This window comes from Novosphingobium sp. MMS21-SN21R, from assembly GCF_031846015.1.
In the GTDB taxonomy this organism is placed as follows: Bacteria; Pseudomonadota; Alphaproteobacteria; order Sphingomonadales; family Sphingomonadaceae; genus Novosphingobium.
On record NZ_JAVRDU010000001.1, the window covers coordinates 1,431,388 to 1,446,572 of the forward strand.

Here is a 15,185-nt window from a genome sequence, read left to right on the forward strand (position 1 = left end):
TCGGTTAACCATGCGGCCGTTGTTCAATCGTTTGGGTTGACGACCGGAAAATCTGCTGTGGTCATGCGCGCTTGAGGCGGCGTTGCATGAACAGGCAGCCGAGCCGAGGCTTGGTGATGATCCGGTTCAGCTTGGAGGGAATATTAATTGGATGCCTTCGTTGATCCGGAGATCGAGTGCCTGCGCGTCGCGGCCTCTCTCTATGGCCTGCGCCGAAAGCGCGATGCAGCAGCTGGCCGAAAAGGCCTTTTTGGCGAACCGGGATGGGATATCCTGCTCGATCTCTACATAGCGGAGCGCAGGCGCACCGAGGTCCAGGTGTCCAGCGTCTGCCTTGATGCCGGGGTTCCCTCCACCACGATCCTGCGCTGGATAGCGCGGCTGGAACGGGACGGGCTCATCTACCGCATTGCCGACAATGCCGACGCCCGCCGCCGCTATGTGCGATTGACCGACCAAGGGCGCGAAATGATGCGCACGGTTCTTCGCGCCATGGCGTCTGTAGGACAGGATTGAAATCCAGCGTTGCTCAAAGAAAAACCCCGCGCACAATCTGCGCGGGGTTCTCGTTGTTCAGCGCGTTCAGGCTAGGCCGTTCAACGACCTGACCTGACGGGCTGGATCACCAGAAGAAGTTGTAGATCACGTCGGCAACTTCGCCTGTATATGTGTCCACAAGCAGGACGTCATCGTAGTACCGCACCCAGCGATAGCCGCTGTAGGCGGGCGGCAAGCGATAGGACCAGGGATCGTTGATCCAGTAGTTGCTGCCGTAGAAGCCTGAGCTCAGGAAAAACCCGATAGACAGGCGATTGTAGTTGTAGCCGCGATAGGGCGCGTAATAGCGCGGCATCCGGTAGTGATTGCGGTTGGAGCTGCGATAATTGCTCCAGTTGTAGCGATTGTCGCGGCGCCAGTCGTTGTTCCAGCGGCGGTGATCGTCGCGGTCGTTGCCGCGCCACCGGTCGCCGTCGCGGCGGTCGTTGCGCCAGTTGTTGTCGTTGCGCCAGTTGTTGTCGTGTCGATTGCGGTCGGTGTAAGTCGAGTTGCGACCATTCCACGTCCCGCGCTGGTCCCGGTTTTCACTCCAGTTGCGATCACGGTTATCACCGCGATTTTCATCGCGATTCCCGTTCCAGCTACGATCCCTGTTGCCGTCGCGGTTGCGATCGACTTGCGTGGGGTTCCAGCGATTGCCGTCCCATCCGCGCTGCGGCGTTTGCGGCGTTGCTGCGCGATCGGCCGTGGCGGGACGGTTTACCGATCCTGCCTGCCAGTCACGCCCCGGACGCTGCGTCGTGCCGCGATCCTGCGAGCCCCAACGCTGTGCACCCTCCGCATTGCCGCGCCCCTGCCAGCCTGCATTGCCCTGAGCGACTGGGGCAGCGCGCTGTTCTTGCCGTTGTTGCGGACGCACCTGTGGCTGCGCCTGAACCTGGCCTTGGCCAGTAGCGCGGGCGCGGTAATCACCGCCACCACGCTGGCCATCATTGCCACCACCCCAAGCGCGTCCGCCACGCTCTTCACGGCGCTGCGGTTCTGCAAAGGCGGTGCCCGGGATGGCCGTTGCAATAAGGGCAACGGCAAGCGCTGTAAGCGCGCTGGAGCTGAAAATCGATTTGCCGGACATGATTGCCGACCCTTTCCCGATTGATCGCCGCAAAACCCATCGCGGCTTGATGAGGCCGTGTTAGCTGAGTCGCGCTGTCCTCTGCCTGAACCGGCATGGTAGCCTTTCGTTCAGGTTTGTGGCGAAATAAATGAATGGATTTTGCGCCGGTTGGCAGAAGCGTCGCTTTGCAGCATGATCACCGCGCCGAGCCAGAGGGATGGAATGATGATCAAGGGAATCATATTCGCAGTGGCTGCGCTGATGTCTTCGCCTGCATTGGCCGCATCGCCGCCCGCACGTCTGGCCGATCTGTCATGGCTCACTGGGTCGTGGCAAGGCGAAGGGATAGAAGGTGCACCTGCACTTGAAGCCTATGCCCCTGCTGCAGGCGGGCAGATGGTCGGCCATTTCCGGCAGTTGAACAAGGACGGCTCGGTGATGTTCTACGAACTCATCACCATCGTCGAGGAAGGCGGGTCGCTGGCTTACCGGCTCAAGCATTTCAACGCCGACCTGACCGGCTGGGAGGAGAAGGACAAGGTCGTTGCCTTCCCGCTCACCGCCGCAACCAATGGGCGTTGGGACTTTTCAGGGCTGGTCTATGAGCGCACAGGACCAGACGCCATGACTGCCACGGTCGTGGTCCATGGCGACAACGGCAAGGAAGAAACGCTGGTGTTCCGCTTCCGCAGCACAGGGCAGTAGCGGAACACCGATAGCGTCAGGTCAGCGCGTCAGCTTCTTGTAGGCGAGCGCAGTCGGACGATCCGCTGCATCACCAAGGCGGCGGCGCTTGTCTTCTTCATAGGCAGCGAAGTTGCCTTCGAACCATTCGACGTGGCTGTTGCCTTCGAACGCGAGGATGTGCGTGGCCAGACGGTCAAGGAAGAAGCGGTCATGGCTGATTACCACGGCGCAACCGGCGAAGTTCTCGATGGCGTCTTCCAGCGCGCTCAGCGTTTCCACGTCGAGGTCGTTGGTCGGTTCGTCCAGCAGGAGGACGTTGCCGCCCAGCTTCAGCATCTTGGCCATGTGGACGCGGTTGCGTTCACCGCCTGATAGTTTGCCGACGTTCTTCTGCTGGTCGGCGCCCTTGAAGTTGAATGCGCCGACATAGGCCCGCGTGCTCATCTCCTGCTTGTTGACGGTCATGTAGTCCAGACCGTCGGAGATTTCCTGCCAGACGTTGTTCTTGGGGTTCAGGTCGTCGCGGCTCTGGTCGACATAGCCGAGGTGGACAGTGCTGCCGATTTCCACCGTGCCGCTGTCGGGCTGTTCCTTGCCGGTGAGGATCTTGAACAGCGTCGATTTACCCGCACCGTTCGGCCCGATGATGCCCACGATGCCGCCCGGTGGCAGCATGAACGACAGATCCTCGAACAGCAGCTTGTCGCCATAGGCCTTCGAGATGTTCTTCACATCGATGACCTTGCCGCCAAGTCGCTCTGGCACCTGAATGACGATCTGCGCCTTGCCGATGGGACGGTTGTCCTGTGCGTTCTGCAGTTCCTCGAACTTGCGGATACGCGCCTTGCTCTTGGTCTGGCGCGCGGCTGGCGTCTGCCTGATCCATTCGAGTTCGCGGGTAAGCGCTTTCTTCTTGCCGCTTTCCTCGCGGTCTTCCTGCTCGAGGCGCTTGGCCTTCTTTTCCAGATAAGTCGAGTAGTTGCCCTCGTAGGGGAAGTACTTCCCGCGATCGAGTTCGAGGATCCAACCAACCACGTTGTCGAGGAAGTAGCGGTCGTGGGTGATCATCAGCACCGCGCCGGCATATTCCTTCAGATGGTTTTCCAGCCATTCGACGGATTCAGCGTCAAGGTGGTTGGTCGGTTCGTCGAGCAGCAGGATCGACGGCTTCTGGATCAGCAGGCGGGTCAGCGCGATGCGGCGCTTTTCACCGCCCGAAAGGCTGGATACCGACCAATCACCGGGAGGGCAGCGCAGCGCTTCCATCGCGATTTCGAGCTGGTTGTCGAGCGTCCAGCCGTCAACCGCGTCGATCTTGTCCTGAAGCTCGCTCATTTCGGCGCCCAGCGCGTCGAAATCGGCGTCCTCCTCACCCATTTCCATGCCGATCTGGTTGAACCGGTCGACCATGTCGGCAATCGCGCGCGCGCCGTCCTTGACATTCTCCAGCACGGTCTTGCTCTCGTCGAGCTGCGGCTCCTGCTCGAGATAGCCGACCGTGATGTTTTCGCCCGGCCACGCTTCGCCGGTGTAGTCCTTGTCGATCCCCGCCATGATCTTGATCAGCGTCGATTTACCGGCACCGTTGGGTCCGACGATACCGATCTTGGCACCCTGGTAGAACTGCAGGCTGATGTCGCTCAGCACCGGCTTTTGAGCGCCGGGGAAGGTCTTCGTCATGCTCTTCATGACGTAGGCGTATTGGGCAGCCATATCTGGTCCTTGGATGAATGGCGAAAATAGGTTGCGCCGCCCTTATCCGAGCAAGCCGGTGCGGGCAAGCGGGGCTTGGCGCAGAAGGGTGGCAACGGGGGCTTGGCAGGGGACGACCTGAAAGATAGGCAAGGTTTCATGAGAAACAACTTCCGCTCGCTCGCCCTTTCCGCAGCTCTCATCGCCCCTGCAGCCGCTCATGCCAATGGCGATGTAGCGTGGGACATCCTTGCCGGGCTGACCAGCGAAGTCGGCCCGCGCATGCCGGGGAGCGAGGCCGAGGCGCGGGCGCGGGTATGGGCCGAGGCGCGGCTCAAGGCGCTGGGTTTCAGCAGCGTTGTGGTCGAGCCGTTCACGATCCGGGGGTATGTGCGCGGGCGCGACGAGGCTAGCCTTGTCGCGCCGATCCCGTTCAGGCTGGCGGTGACCGCGCTCGGGTACAGCGGCGACACGCCCGACAAGGGGATCGCGGCGGATGTTGTCTACTTTCCGACGCTGGATGCCCTGAAAGCTGCGCCTGACGGTTCGCTCGCGGGCAAGATTGCCTTCATCGACCATGCGATGAAGCGCAATCAGGATGGCAGCGGCTATGGCCCCTATGGTCAGGTGCGGCGGGCAGGCCCGGCAATTGCGTCCGGCAAGGGTGCGGTGGGTGTGGTCATCCGGTCGATTGGCACTGACAGTCACCGCAATCCCCACACCGGCGGCACGACGTTCCCGGAGGGCGTGAAGCCGATCCCGGCAGGCGCGGTGTCAAATCCCGATGCCGACCTGATCGCCCGCATCGCTGCCAGCGGCAAGCCAATCCGCATCGCTCTTACGCTGACCGGCAAGACAACCGAGGGACTGCCCTCTGGCAACGTGATCGGTGACTTGCCGGGGCGTGACCCCACCCTGCCTCCGATCCTGCTTGGCTGCCATCTCGACAGCTGGGATCTTGGCACCGGCGCGATAGACGACGCGGCTGGGTGCGCGATCGTGACGGCGGCCGCCCTGAAGGTGCAGGAAGGTGGGCAACCTTTGCGCACGATCCGGGTGCTTTGGGCCGGCTCGGAGGAGTTGGGCGGCTTCGGCGGCAAAGCCTATGCGCAAAAGCATGGCGAGCCGCACGCGCTGGCGATGGAAAGCGATTTCGGGGCGGGGCGCGTCTGGCGCGTGAACACCAATTTCTGGACGAGCAACAAGCCGCTAGCCGACCGCATTGCTACGGCCCTTGCGCCCATGGGTATTGTGCGCGGAACGGGGCCGGTCGAGGGCGGTACCGACGTGGAACCGATGATCGAGAAGCAGAAGCTGGCCGTGGTCGATCTCAATCAGGACGGCACCTATTACTTCGACTTGCACCACACGCCCGATGACACGCTCGACAAGGTCGATCCCGCAGACCTCGCGCAGAATGTGGCGGCGTGGACTGCCGTGCTCAAGATCGTTGCAAATGAAGCGGGAGCACTCACGCCCGCGCCGTGAGCACGATCAAGCGGGGTCTTCAGGAAATTCGACGATGGTCGTGACGCCGTTGTCGCCGACGACGTTTACCGTTCCGCCCAGCTGCGAGGCGAATCCGCGAATGATGGTAGCGCCAAGGCCGCGAGATCTGTCCGACGGGTCAGGTGATGTCAGAGGCATGCCGAGCCCGTTGTCCGAAATCGTCAGGCGCAGACGATTGCCGTCGGTCCGGTCCAGCGTGATCCGGACTTCTCCGGCCTGACCATCTTGGAACGCGTGTTTGATGCTGTTGGTCAACACTTCGGTGACAAGCAGCATTAGCGTCATCATGCGGTCGACTGCGATCCTTGCGTCGATGGCATTGACGATGACTTCGACATGGCTGGCAGCAGCCACCTCCTGCGTTTGCCGCACGGTATGAATGATCTGTTCGGGCAGGGCGAGTTGGCGTGCAGCCGGATCATAGAGCTGGCGATGGACGCGGCCCATCAGTTCAATGCGCGCATCGGCGCTGTCGACCACGGCCAGCGCAGACATGGGTTCCCGTTCGATGCGTCGGCGCTGCAGACGCAACATCGATGAAATCGATGCCAGATTGTTGGCCACGCGGTGCTGGAGTTCCTTGAACAGAAGCGTCTGGTGCGCCGCCATGTCCGCGAGCTGTTGCTGGCTTTCGACAAGCTGCCGTTGACGGGCGAGAAGTCCGTCTATGAGCGCAATATCGACTGCCACGACCAACACGTAGAAGATCATGGCGGTCACAACCGGGCCATCGGAATGGAAGCTGTGGAATGGCGGGATGAACCAGTACCACGCAGCAAGGCCGCTGAGCACGGCACAGACGATCCCCGGGCCGCGACCGGCAAGGAACGTGCTGATGATCACGACAGGGAAGAATGTCAGGAACGGGAAGCCGGGCGGCAGCATGCTGTCGGCCACAAAGCGCACAGCAGCGCCCAACCCCGCAAGCAGGATGGCGGTTCCATAACGGGGCCAAGTGCCGCGAATGGGCTGAAAAAGTGCTCGCGGCAACAGGGTCATGTCTCCAGACTTTGCCGGAAAACAGTAACAAACGCAACCACGCTTTGTAATGCGTGGTTGCGTTTGTGAGCTATTCGGCATCGCATACTTGCTCCGACGAACAAGTTGCTGCCGGTCAATCAGATGCGTTCGATGATGATCGCCGGGGCCATTCCGCCAGCCGCGCACATCGTGACCAGGCCGTAGCGGCCTCCCGAACGCTCCAGTTCGTCAAGCGCGGTGCCGATCAGGATCGATCCGGTTGCTCCGATGGGATGGCCGAGCGCCATGGCTCCGCCGTTGATGTTGACCTTGGCGCGGTCAAGCTCAAGATCACGGATGAACTTTTCAGCGACGACCGCAAAGGCCTCGTTGATTTCCCAGACGTCGATGTCGTCCTTGGTCAGGCCGGCCTTGGCAAGCACCTTCATCGCTGCAGGCACCGGAGCATTGAGCATCAGCGTCGGGTCATCGCCCTGGTTGGCATAGGCGACGATGCGGGCGCGCGGCTTCAGGCCGTGCTTTTCCGCATAAGCGGGCGACGTGATCAGGATCGCCGCCGCGCCGTCGACCACGCCCGACGAATTCCCAGCGTGATGGAAATGCTGGATTTCCACGTCGGGATAGCGGCGGTTGATCTGCTTGCGGAAGGTTGTGCCGCCAAGATCAAAGTCGGCAAGGCCCACAAAGCTGGGCTTGAGCGCGGCGAGGCCTTCGGCAGTGGTTTCGGGGCGAGGGAACTCCTCGCGGTCAAGCGCGACCGAACCGTCTTCGTTCAACACGGGCACAACAGACTTGTTGAATCGGCCATCCTTGATCGCCATGTCCGCGCGCTGCTGGCTGACCAGTGCCAAGCCATCGAGGTCTTCGCGGCTGATGCCTTCGATCGAGGCGATGGCGTCGCCGCACACGCCTTGATGTGATTGCGGATGGATTGCGTCGAGCGCCATGTTGCCCGAGCCCATGCCGAGCGGCTGGAAACCGGCATTCGCCTGTTCCGCACCGTGCGCGGTCTGGAAACTCATCATCTCGGTGCCACCAGCGATCACGCAGTCTTCCATGCCTGACATCACCGAGGCGCAGGCGAGATTGACCGAGGTGATTCCGCCGCCGCAAAAGCGGTCGAGCGTGGTGCCGCTGGCCTTGACGTCATACCCCGCCGCCAGAGCAGCCATCCGGCCAAGATCGCCACCCTGCTTGCCGACCTGCATCGAGGTTGACCAGATAATGTCATCCACCGTCGCGGTGTCGAGGTGGTTGCGCTCCTTCAGCGCGCTCAGCACCGTAGCGGCGAGATGCTGGGGGTGAAGGTGCGAAAGCGCACCCTTGCCGGGCTTGCCAACGCCGCGCGGCGTGCGAACAGCGTCGATGATATAGGCTTCGGGCATCGCGATGACTCCTTGCTCGGATTTAATCGTTTGATTAATGGTGGTGGCGGGTAAGTGCAAGTGCAATCATGCGGGGTCGACAGTGCGGCGGCGGCGTGCGAGCCTTGTTCCATCCGATTTCGACACGAGGCCCTGATGCTTCATCACGAACTGCTAGAACAGGCGCGCGGGCTTTCCGACGCGATAATCACGCTGCGCCGCGCGATCCATGCCGAGCCCGAACTGGGTCTGCACACGCCCAAGACGCGCGACAAGGTACGGCTGGCGCTGGCACACCTCCCGCTCGAATGGCGCGAGGGGCCTTCGACGACGGGGCTGGTCGCAACCCTGAAGGGCAAGGCAGGCCCCGGACGCCGGGTGCTGTTGCGCGGCGACATGGACGCTCTCCCGATGACCGAGGATACCGGCCTGCCGTTTTCCTCGACCATCGCGGGCGCGATGCATGCCTGTGGCCACGATACCCACACCGCCATGCTTGCAGGCGCTGCTGAAGTGCTCTGCGCCCGCGCGGATCGCCTTGCGGGCGAAGTCCAGTTCATGTTCCAGCCGGGCGAAGAAGGGTATCACGGGGCGCGCTTCATGCTGGACGACGGACTGATCGATCCGCTGCCCGATGCAGCCTTCGCGCTCCACATCATGCCCAACAGCCCGCATGGTCTGGTAGCCGGGCGCGCGGGCACACTGATGGCGTCGGCGGACCAGTTCGACATCGTGGTGCGGGGCAGGGGAGGCCATGCCTCGATGCCCCATGACGCGCTCGATCCGGTGCCGGTCGCCTGCGAGATCGTGACTGCAATCCAGGCGATGGTGACACGGCAGTTCCCGGTGTCGGACCCGGTCGTTGCCACAGTCGCCAAGATCGAAGCAGGCACGGCGCACAACGTGATCGCCGACGTTGCCGCGCTGAAGGGCACCTTGCGGACGCTGTCTCCGGGCAATCGCGAGAGGTTGCGCGAAGCGTTGGACCGTGTTGCAACCCATATCGCTGCCGCCCACGGCATGACCGCCGAACTGGCCATAACGCCTGGTTTTCCCGTCACCGTCTGTGATCCGCGCGCTGTCGATCTGGGCGAAAACGTTGTCCGCGATCTGGCAGGCGAGCACGCTTTCCACCGGCTCGATCATCCGATCATGGGTGCGGAGGACTTCTCCTACGTGCTGGAGAAAGTGCCGGGCGCCATGTTCTTCCTCGGCGTTGCACATGAAGGCGCTGACTGGCGGTCGTGCTGCTCGATCCATTCGACGCGCATGATGGTAGATGAAAGCGTGCTGCCGCTGGGCACCGCAGTACTGGCGGGCTGCGCCGAACGATTTCTTGGAGAAGGTTTCGCATGATCTGGTGGAATGGTGAAATGCCCTCGATGGACCGGCTGACGCGGCTGGGCAGCGATTCCATGCCCGCCCATCTCGGCATCGAATTCGTCGATTGCGGCGAGGACTGGGTACGCGCACGAATGCCGGTCGATCATCGCACGCACCAGCCGTTCGGGCGCCTCCATGGTGGTGCGTCGGTGGCTCTGGCCGAGACTATCGGGTCGATGGCAGGCGCAATGGTGCTCGATCCCGAACGCTTTGTCTGCGTCGGCATGGAGATCAACGCCAACCATTTGCGGCCTGTTCGTGATGGCTGGGTCTATGCCACGGCCCGGCCTGAGGCAGTTGGCCGGTCAACGCATGTCTGGTCGATCCGCATCGAGGACGAGGCAGGCAAACTTGTCTGCATTTCGCGGCTGACGCTGGCGATCATTCCGGCGGAGCGCAAATAGCCCGCAGGTAAATTCAACGTTTTCAGGAACCAACGTGAATTTGCTGCATTTCGATCGGCAGGTGCCTTTTGATATGCATGACAAACAATCCGAACATACTCTCCGGCCTGGACAAGTGGATCAGGCTTACACTGCTTTCGACCCCGCCGTTGCGCGCTTCCGCGCGCAGCACCCCGAAGACACTTTCGATGGGGCATCCGGCGTGTTGTTCGAACAGGCGATGGCGCAGACCCGCATGGCGATCTGCCTTTGCGATCCTTACGCGCCCGACGTTCCGATCATCTTCGCCAACCGCGCGTTCCGGCACCTCACCGGTTATGACGAGCATGAGATCGTCGGTCGAAACTGTCGCTTCCTGCAAGGGCCTGGCAGCGATCGCGCGCAGATCGAGAAGATGCGCAAGGCCATTGCCAGCGAGGACGTGGTTGTCGTCGAAGTCCTGAACTACCGGAAGGACGGCACCGCCTTCTGGAACGCGCTTCACCTTGGACCGGTCTATGACGCCGAAGGAAAGCTCGTCTATCTGTTTGGCAGCCAGTGGGACGTATCCGACGTGCGCGCCGCCCGGGCAGACGAGCGCCATGCCCGCGAACTTGCGCGGGAACTTTCGCACCGAATGAAAAACATGTTCGCGGTGATCGGCAGCATCGTCAATTTCACCGGGAGAATGCGCGGAATCGAAGTCGAGGCGCGCGAGATAAACGACCGCATTCAGGCTCTTGGACGCGCTTACGAAACCACGCTCGACGATTCGCATCGCGGCACGGTTGAGGTCGGTCAGGCGATCCGGGCCGTGCTTTCTCCATATGACCCTGACGGCACGCGCATCGCGTTCGAAGGCAATGGCTTGCGTTCGGATTTTGCGTCCGTGTCGGTACTCGGACTTTCACTGCACGAACTTGCAGTGGATGCCATACGACATGGTGCACTCGCCAGCGATGATGGGCGCGTAACTGTTGGCTGGCACAGGAATGGTACGCCCTCAGAGCCGGTAATCCGCATCGACTGGGCCGAAAGCGGTGGCTTGCCGAGAAACAAAATGCCTGAAAGTAGCGGGGGAATTGTGGAGCGCATGCTGGACATGGCCAAGGGAGGTATTGTGCGGGAGTGGTCTGGCGACGGGTTGCGGGCAAGCCTCAACATTCCTTTGCGGCAGGCTTGACCATGACTACGCTCAACTCATCGCCGTCCGAACCTTGCCGCATTCTCGTGCTCGACGATGAACCCCTGATTCTCCTGGATCTCGAATTCGCGGTTGAGGATGCAGGCTGCAAGCCGCTCACTGCGCTAGATCTTATGGAAGCGCTCACGATTGTGCAGACTCATGCAATTTCCGCTGCCATCCTCGACGTTTCGCTGGGCAAGGGGCAGACCTGCGAGCAGGTAGCCCGGACTCTCGCAGCAATGGGCGTGCCCTACGTGCTGCACACGGGCGATCTTGACAGGATGGACGAGGCCGTCCGAGGCCTCGGCGGCACTCTGGTGCCCAAACCAACGCCTGCCGCCGTGGTGGTTGCTCGAGCACTGGAACCTTTGTTACCCCGACCTGTCTGAACGCTTGCGTCACGCCGCCGATCTGCGCCAAGGCGAGTGCGCATCAGAAGGACAGATTCGATGACTGGCGAACACGACCAGCGGGTAGTCGCGACGACCGGTATTCACAATTTTCGTGACTACGGCGGGTATGGCGCGCGTGGGGGCCGGATCAAACGCGGCAAACTTTGGCGTTCTGGCCAACATTCCGAAGCAACAGCCAACGATCTCGACGTCGTCCGTCGCCTCGAAATTTCGACCATTATCGATTTGCGTGGCGACAGTGAGCGTGCGGTAGCCCCTTGCTTGCGCCACCCGGCATTTGCAGGCGAGGTTCTGTTCCACCCCGGCGAGACGGCCAGTGAAAAGGGCAGGGCGGTCCATGAGGAAGTGGCATCGCGTGTCCGGTCGGCTGATGACGCCCGCGCTGCAATGGTGAGGCTCTATGAGACGCTGCCGTTCCGGCCTGTGCTGGTGGGGACACTGCGCCTTTACATGAAGGCCTTGGCCAGCCGGGAAACGCCTAGCCTCCTCCATTGCTTCGCGGGCAAGGACCGCACCGGCCTGGCCGCTGCGCTGGTCCATACCCTGCTGGGTGTCCACCACGACGACATGATCGCCGATTACCTTCTCACAAATACCGCCGGCGATTCTGAAGCGCGGATCGAAGCTGGTGCGCGCCACGTGCGTGCAGGGTTTGGCGTTGCAATGAGTGACGATGCCGTGCGGGTACTAATGGGCGCGGAGGCCGGATTTCTCGACGGCGCCTTTGCGGTCATCCGCGACGCCCACGGCACGACCGAGGCCTATGCGCGCGATGTGCTCGGCGTTACGCCCGAGGTTCTTGCAGCCATGGAACGCAATCTCGTCGAGGCCTGAGCGGCGATCAGGCAACTTTCAGTTATGCCTCTACCCGGGTTATCAATTCTGCCTTTTCCATGCCGCTTGACGTGGGCTTCCAGCGTGCCTTCCAGATGCACATGGTATTCGCTCTTGGGCATTCCGCGAATGAACTTCGCCACCTCGGGATTGTTGATCGGTGCACGGCGCCCGCCTTTCCGGTTAGCGCCCGCGAGCCTCCAAGCGCGGCAAAACCCGTAACGAATAACGTGCGATGCATCATTTGCGCGCTTTGCTCGTCCTCTGGACTTGCCGGGCGGAGCAGTCTCCGCTGTCAAAAGCCTTTTTGGCAATGGCGGCGTGACAAATTGCGGGCAGGGCATGCCCAAGAAATTCTGTCCCGATAGCTGCGGATAAAGCACATCTGCCGGACTCGCTTTTCGCGCCCACGCTGCCTATTTCGCGTGGCTACTGGAGGACATTCCCATGGCGACGACGCACAAGACCCGCATGCTCATCATCGGCTCAGGCCCGGCTGGCCTGTCGGCAGCGATCTATGGCGCTCGCGCGGGAATGGAGCCCATCGTGGTGCAAGGCCTGCAACCCGGCGGCCAGCTGACGATCACCACCGATGTCGAGAACTATCCCGGCTTCCGCGATGTGATCCAGGGGCCGTGGCTGATGCAGGAAATGCAGGCGCAGGCCGAACATGTCGGCACACGGATGATGTGGGACACCATCCTTGAGGTCAGCATGGACGGCAGCCCGTTCCGCGCCATCGGCGATAGCGGCGATGTCTATGAAGGCGATGTGCTGGTAATCGCCACTGGCGCGCAGGCCAAGTGGCTCGGCGTACACGGCGAGCAGGAATTTTCGGGCAAGGGCGTGTCAGCTTGTGCCACGTGCGACGGGTTCTTCTATCGCGGCAAGAAAGTTGTGGTTATCGGCGGCGGAAATACTGCTGTCGAAGAAGCGCTCTACCTGACCAACCATTCGCCCGACGTGACGCTGATCCACCGCCGCGATTCGTTGCGCGCGGAGAAAATCCTGCAGGACCGCCTGTTCGCGCATCCCAACGTCAAGGTTTTGTGGAACCAGAAGGTCGACAGCTTCGTCGGCGAAACGGGCAAGGGCCTGACCGGGGTCAAGGTCATCGATACAGTCACTGGCGCGGAATCTGTGGTTGAGACCGACGGCGCATTCGTCGCCATTGGCCACGCGCCTGCAACCGAACTGTTCAAGGGCAAGCTGGAACTGGACGAAAGTGGCTACATCATCGTTGAGCCGGGCACGCCCAAGACGGCTATCCCCGGTGTATTCGCCTGCGGCGACGTGATGGACCACACATATCGTCAGGCCGTTACTGCGGCTGGGACAGGCTGCATGGCCGCGCTCGATTCCGAGCGTTTCCTCGCCGATCTCGATTTCAAGGCGAGTCAGTCGGTTCCGGCGTAAGCGCCCTGATGAGGCGCGCGAACAACCATTCGCGCGCTGCGTCGTCCGAGAAACTGTGCGAGGCGCTGGCGATCCGGGCGATACGCGGGTCGGATGTGTCCCACGCAGCCTCGAACATCTGCGCGGTGCGGTCACTGCTGGCAAGCAGGATCGAAACATCACCGCCGAACGCGGCAAGGCCTGCCTGCATCTCGGAAACCAGGCCTGCAGGGCGAGGGGGCGCTGATTGCGCAGCGTTGCGCAGGCCCTTGATCAGTTTGGCAAAGTTGACCCCGCCGGTGAGCAAGCGCCAGACTTCCCGCGGGTTTGTCAGCTTCCCCAGATAACGGCTGCGGATGGCTGACGCAGGCATCGCCTCAGGAGCTTCCTCGCCATCAATCGTCCACGGATTGGCGAGCACGACTGCATCCAGCGCCATGTCCTTGGCGTAGAGCATCAGTGCCGCCGCAGCATCGCAATTGCCGAAGGCGACCACGCGCGACAGGTGCGGCGCTGCTAAGCGAAAGGCCGCCAGCGCTGCAGCCAGATCCATGGCCGAATGGCGAAACGTGGGATTCTCGCCCTCGCTGTCCCCCACGCCGCGCCGGTCATATCGGAACACCGGATAGCCAGCATCGGCCAATCGCGCGGCCAGTTGCGCTTGCCCACCCCATGCGCCGCTGCGCAATTCGTTGCCGCCCGAAACAAGCAGCAGCCCGGCCGAACCGCTGGCCTCGGCAATGTCGAGCGTTCCGACGAGGCTCAAGCCTTCGCAGGCAAATGTGATGTGACGGCGCGTCATGCGCCCAGGCCTGCCGCGATCAGCTTTGCCAACGCTGCAGATTGTTCGGGCGCAGCGGCGGGTTCGGCGCGTAGCCACAATCCGCCGCCGCCCAGTTCGGACTGCGCGATGATCCGCTGCCCCTCAAGTTGCGGCGATGCATCCTGCAAGCCTGCAATCAGCGAGGCGCCAAAACGGTAGCCCGCCAACTCCAACCCCTCTGTTCGCCCCTGTTCGAGCAGCGCCGCGCTGTCTTCATGCAACCCAGCCTCGCGCGCAGCAATGGTGCGGGCGCGGAGCAACTGGCGCAGGATCGACGAACCCTTGGTAGGTTCGAGCAGAAAACCGGGCAGGGCGACAGGACACACGAGCGCACCGCCGCGAACGGCCAGCACTCCGCTCGCCCCGAAATGCAGCTCTGCCTGCTGCATCGCCATGCGCCAGCCGTGCAGGCTCTGCGCCTCGAACGCCTGCAGGCTTTCGTTGCATCCCGGAAGATCGGGCAGGAAGCTGTCGATCCCGGCGTCGTCGAGCAAGCGCATTGTTTCGACCAGCATACGGCGCATGCGGTTGGCTTCGTCGAACAGCGCGGGCACGATCAGCAACCGGCGGGCGCGGCCCCGGTCAAAGGCCAGCGCATATTCCTCGCTCTGCCCGGAAGGGCCGGGGCAGGGCCAACCAGCGATCACGCCTCGACTTTGGCTTCCAGGAACGACAACAGGTTGCCGTAGCTTTCGAGCAGTTCGCCATCGACCTCGTCATCCTCGATCACGATGTCGAGCCGGTCCTCGATTTCGGTCAGAAGACCCGCGACCGCCATCGAATCAAGTTCTGGCAGGTCACCGAACAGGCCGGTCGAGGCATCGAACGCGGCCACGCGCTCTGCCGAGAGGCCAAGCACGTCCTGAAGGATCGCGCGCAGGGTGCTGTCGGTGTCGTTCATTTCTGCCCTGAATGAAGGAAAG

General features: G+C 62.2%; 16 protein-coding genes. 9 read left to right on the forward strand and 7 right to left on the reverse strand.

Translation table 11 applies throughout. The features are described from left to right. The first annotated feature begins 147 nt into the window (after positions 1 to 147). On the forward strand, positions 148 to 516 hold the full coding sequence (locus RM192_RS06935) for a MarR family transcriptional regulator (RefSeq protein WP_311506814.1): 369 nt from the start codon (positions 148 to 150) through the stop codon (positions 514 to 516). Between the two features lie 106 nt (positions 517 to 622). Here the strand turns inward: RM192_RS06935 and RM192_RS06940 are convergent, their stop codons facing one another. Then, positions 623 to 1,630: an RcnB family protein gene (locus RM192_RS06940; protein WP_311506815.1), complete on the reverse strand. Its 1,008-nt coding sequence runs from the start codon at positions 1,628 to 1,630 to the stop codon at positions 623 to 625. A 207-nt stretch (positions 1,631 to 1,837) separates the two neighbouring features. Here RM192_RS06940 and RM192_RS06945 point away from each other — a divergent pair, with 207 nt between their 5' ends. Then, positions 1,838 to 2,317: a DUF6265 family protein gene (locus tag RM192_RS06945; protein WP_311506816.1), complete on the forward strand. Its 480-nt coding sequence runs from the start codon at positions 1,838 to 1,840 to the stop codon at positions 2,315 to 2,317. A gap of 21 nt (positions 2,318 to 2,338) precedes the next feature. On the opposite strand, the gene ettA is transcribed toward RM192_RS06945, so the two are convergent. Continuing rightward, the gene (gene ettA, locus RM192_RS06950; protein WP_311506817.1) at positions 2,339 to 4,012 is read right to left on the reverse strand and encodes an energy-dependent translational throttle protein EttA; all 1,674 of its coding nucleotides are present in this window, start codon (positions 4,010 to 4,012) and stop codon (positions 2,339 to 2,341) included. A 138-nt stretch (positions 4,013 to 4,150) separates the two neighbouring features. Between ettA and RM192_RS06955 the strand changes: the two genes are divergently transcribed. Continuing rightward, the gene (locus RM192_RS06955; RefSeq protein WP_311506818.1) at positions 4,151 to 5,479 is read left to right on the forward strand and encodes a M20/M25/M40 family metallo-hydrolase; all 1,329 of its coding nucleotides are present in this window, start codon (positions 4,151 to 4,153) and stop codon (positions 5,477 to 5,479) included. Between the two features lie 6 nt (positions 5,480 to 5,485). Here the strand turns inward: RM192_RS06955 and RM192_RS06960 are convergent, their stop codons facing one another. Both RM192_RS06960 and RM192_RS06965 read right to left on the reverse strand, forming a co-directional pair. Then, positions 5,486 to 6,499, reverse strand: coding sequence for a DUF4118 domain-containing protein (locus RM192_RS06960; protein WP_311506819.1), 1,014 nt, complete (start codon positions 6,497 to 6,499; stop codon positions 5,486 to 5,488). Positions 6,500 to 6,618: 119 nt separating this feature from the next. Then, complete coding sequence (locus tag RM192_RS06965; protein WP_311506820.1) at positions 6,619 to 7,866, reverse strand: acetyl-CoA C-acetyltransferase; 1,248 nt, start codon at positions 7,864 to 7,866, stop codon at positions 6,619 to 6,621. A 135-nt stretch (positions 7,867 to 8,001) separates the two neighbouring features. Between RM192_RS06965 and RM192_RS06970 the strand changes: the two genes are divergently transcribed. The 6 genes from RM192_RS06970 (at position 8,002) to trxB (ending at position 13,460) form a co-directional block, all read left to right on the forward strand. Beyond that, positions 8,002 to 9,201 carry a M20 family metallopeptidase gene (locus tag RM192_RS06970; RefSeq protein ID WP_311506821.1) on the forward strand — a complete coding sequence of 400 codons (1,200 nt, stop codon included), beginning with the start codon at positions 8,002 to 8,004 and terminating at the stop codon, positions 9,199 to 9,201. Continuing rightward, the gene (locus tag RM192_RS06975) at positions 9,198 to 9,632 is read left to right on the forward strand and encodes a hotdog fold thioesterase (RefSeq protein WP_311506822.1); all 435 of its coding nucleotides are present in this window, start codon (positions 9,198 to 9,200) and stop codon (positions 9,630 to 9,632) included. Before RM192_RS06970 ends, RM192_RS06975 begins: the two co-directional genes overlap by 4 nt. A 73-nt stretch (positions 9,633 to 9,705) precedes the next feature. Further along, positions 9,706 to 10,794: a PAS domain-containing protein gene (locus tag RM192_RS06980; RefSeq protein ID WP_311506823.1), complete on the forward strand. Its 1,089-nt coding sequence runs from the start codon at positions 9,706 to 9,708 to the stop codon at positions 10,792 to 10,794. Between the two features lie 2 nt (positions 10,795 to 10,796). Next, positions 10,797 to 11,186 (forward strand): response regulator, encoded by a 390-nt coding sequence (locus tag RM192_RS06985; protein ID WP_311506824.1) that lies wholly within the window; start codon positions 10,797 to 10,799, stop codon positions 11,184 to 11,186. A 60-nt stretch (positions 11,187 to 11,246) separates the two neighbouring features. Further along, the gene (locus RM192_RS06990) at positions 11,247 to 12,044 is read left to right on the forward strand and encodes a tyrosine-protein phosphatase (protein ID WP_311506825.1); all 798 of its coding nucleotides are present in this window, start codon (positions 11,247 to 11,249) and stop codon (positions 12,042 to 12,044) included. A gap of 447 nt (positions 12,045 to 12,491) precedes the next feature. Further along, positions 12,492 to 13,460: a thioredoxin-disulfide reductase gene (gene trxB / locus RM192_RS06995; RefSeq protein ID WP_311506826.1), complete on the forward strand. Its 969-nt coding sequence runs from the start codon at positions 12,492 to 12,494 to the stop codon at positions 13,458 to 13,460. Here the strand turns inward: trxB and RM192_RS07000 are convergent. The 3 genes from RM192_RS07000 to RM192_RS07010 are packed head-to-tail and all read right to left on the reverse strand — an operon-like array spanning position 13,432 to position 15,163. Further along, positions 13,432 to 14,241: a hydrolase 1, exosortase A system-associated gene (locus RM192_RS07000; protein ID WP_311506827.1), complete on the reverse strand. Its 810-nt coding sequence runs from the start codon at positions 14,239 to 14,241 to the stop codon at positions 13,432 to 13,434. The genes trxB and RM192_RS07000 overlap by 29 nt on opposite strands. Further along, on the reverse strand, positions 14,238 to 14,909 hold the full coding sequence (locus RM192_RS07005) for a hypothetical protein (RefSeq protein ID WP_311506828.1): 672 nt from the start codon (positions 14,907 to 14,909) through the stop codon (positions 14,238 to 14,240). Before RM192_RS07005 ends, RM192_RS07000 begins: the two co-directional genes overlap by 4 nt. Then, positions 14,906 to 15,163 carry an acyl carrier protein gene (locus tag RM192_RS07010; protein ID WP_311506829.1) on the reverse strand — a complete coding sequence of 86 codons (258 nt, stop codon included), beginning with the start codon at positions 15,161 to 15,163 and terminating at the stop codon, positions 14,906 to 14,908. Before RM192_RS07010 ends, RM192_RS07005 begins: the two co-directional genes overlap by 4 nt. Positions 15,164 to 15,185 lie beyond the last annotated feature (22 nt).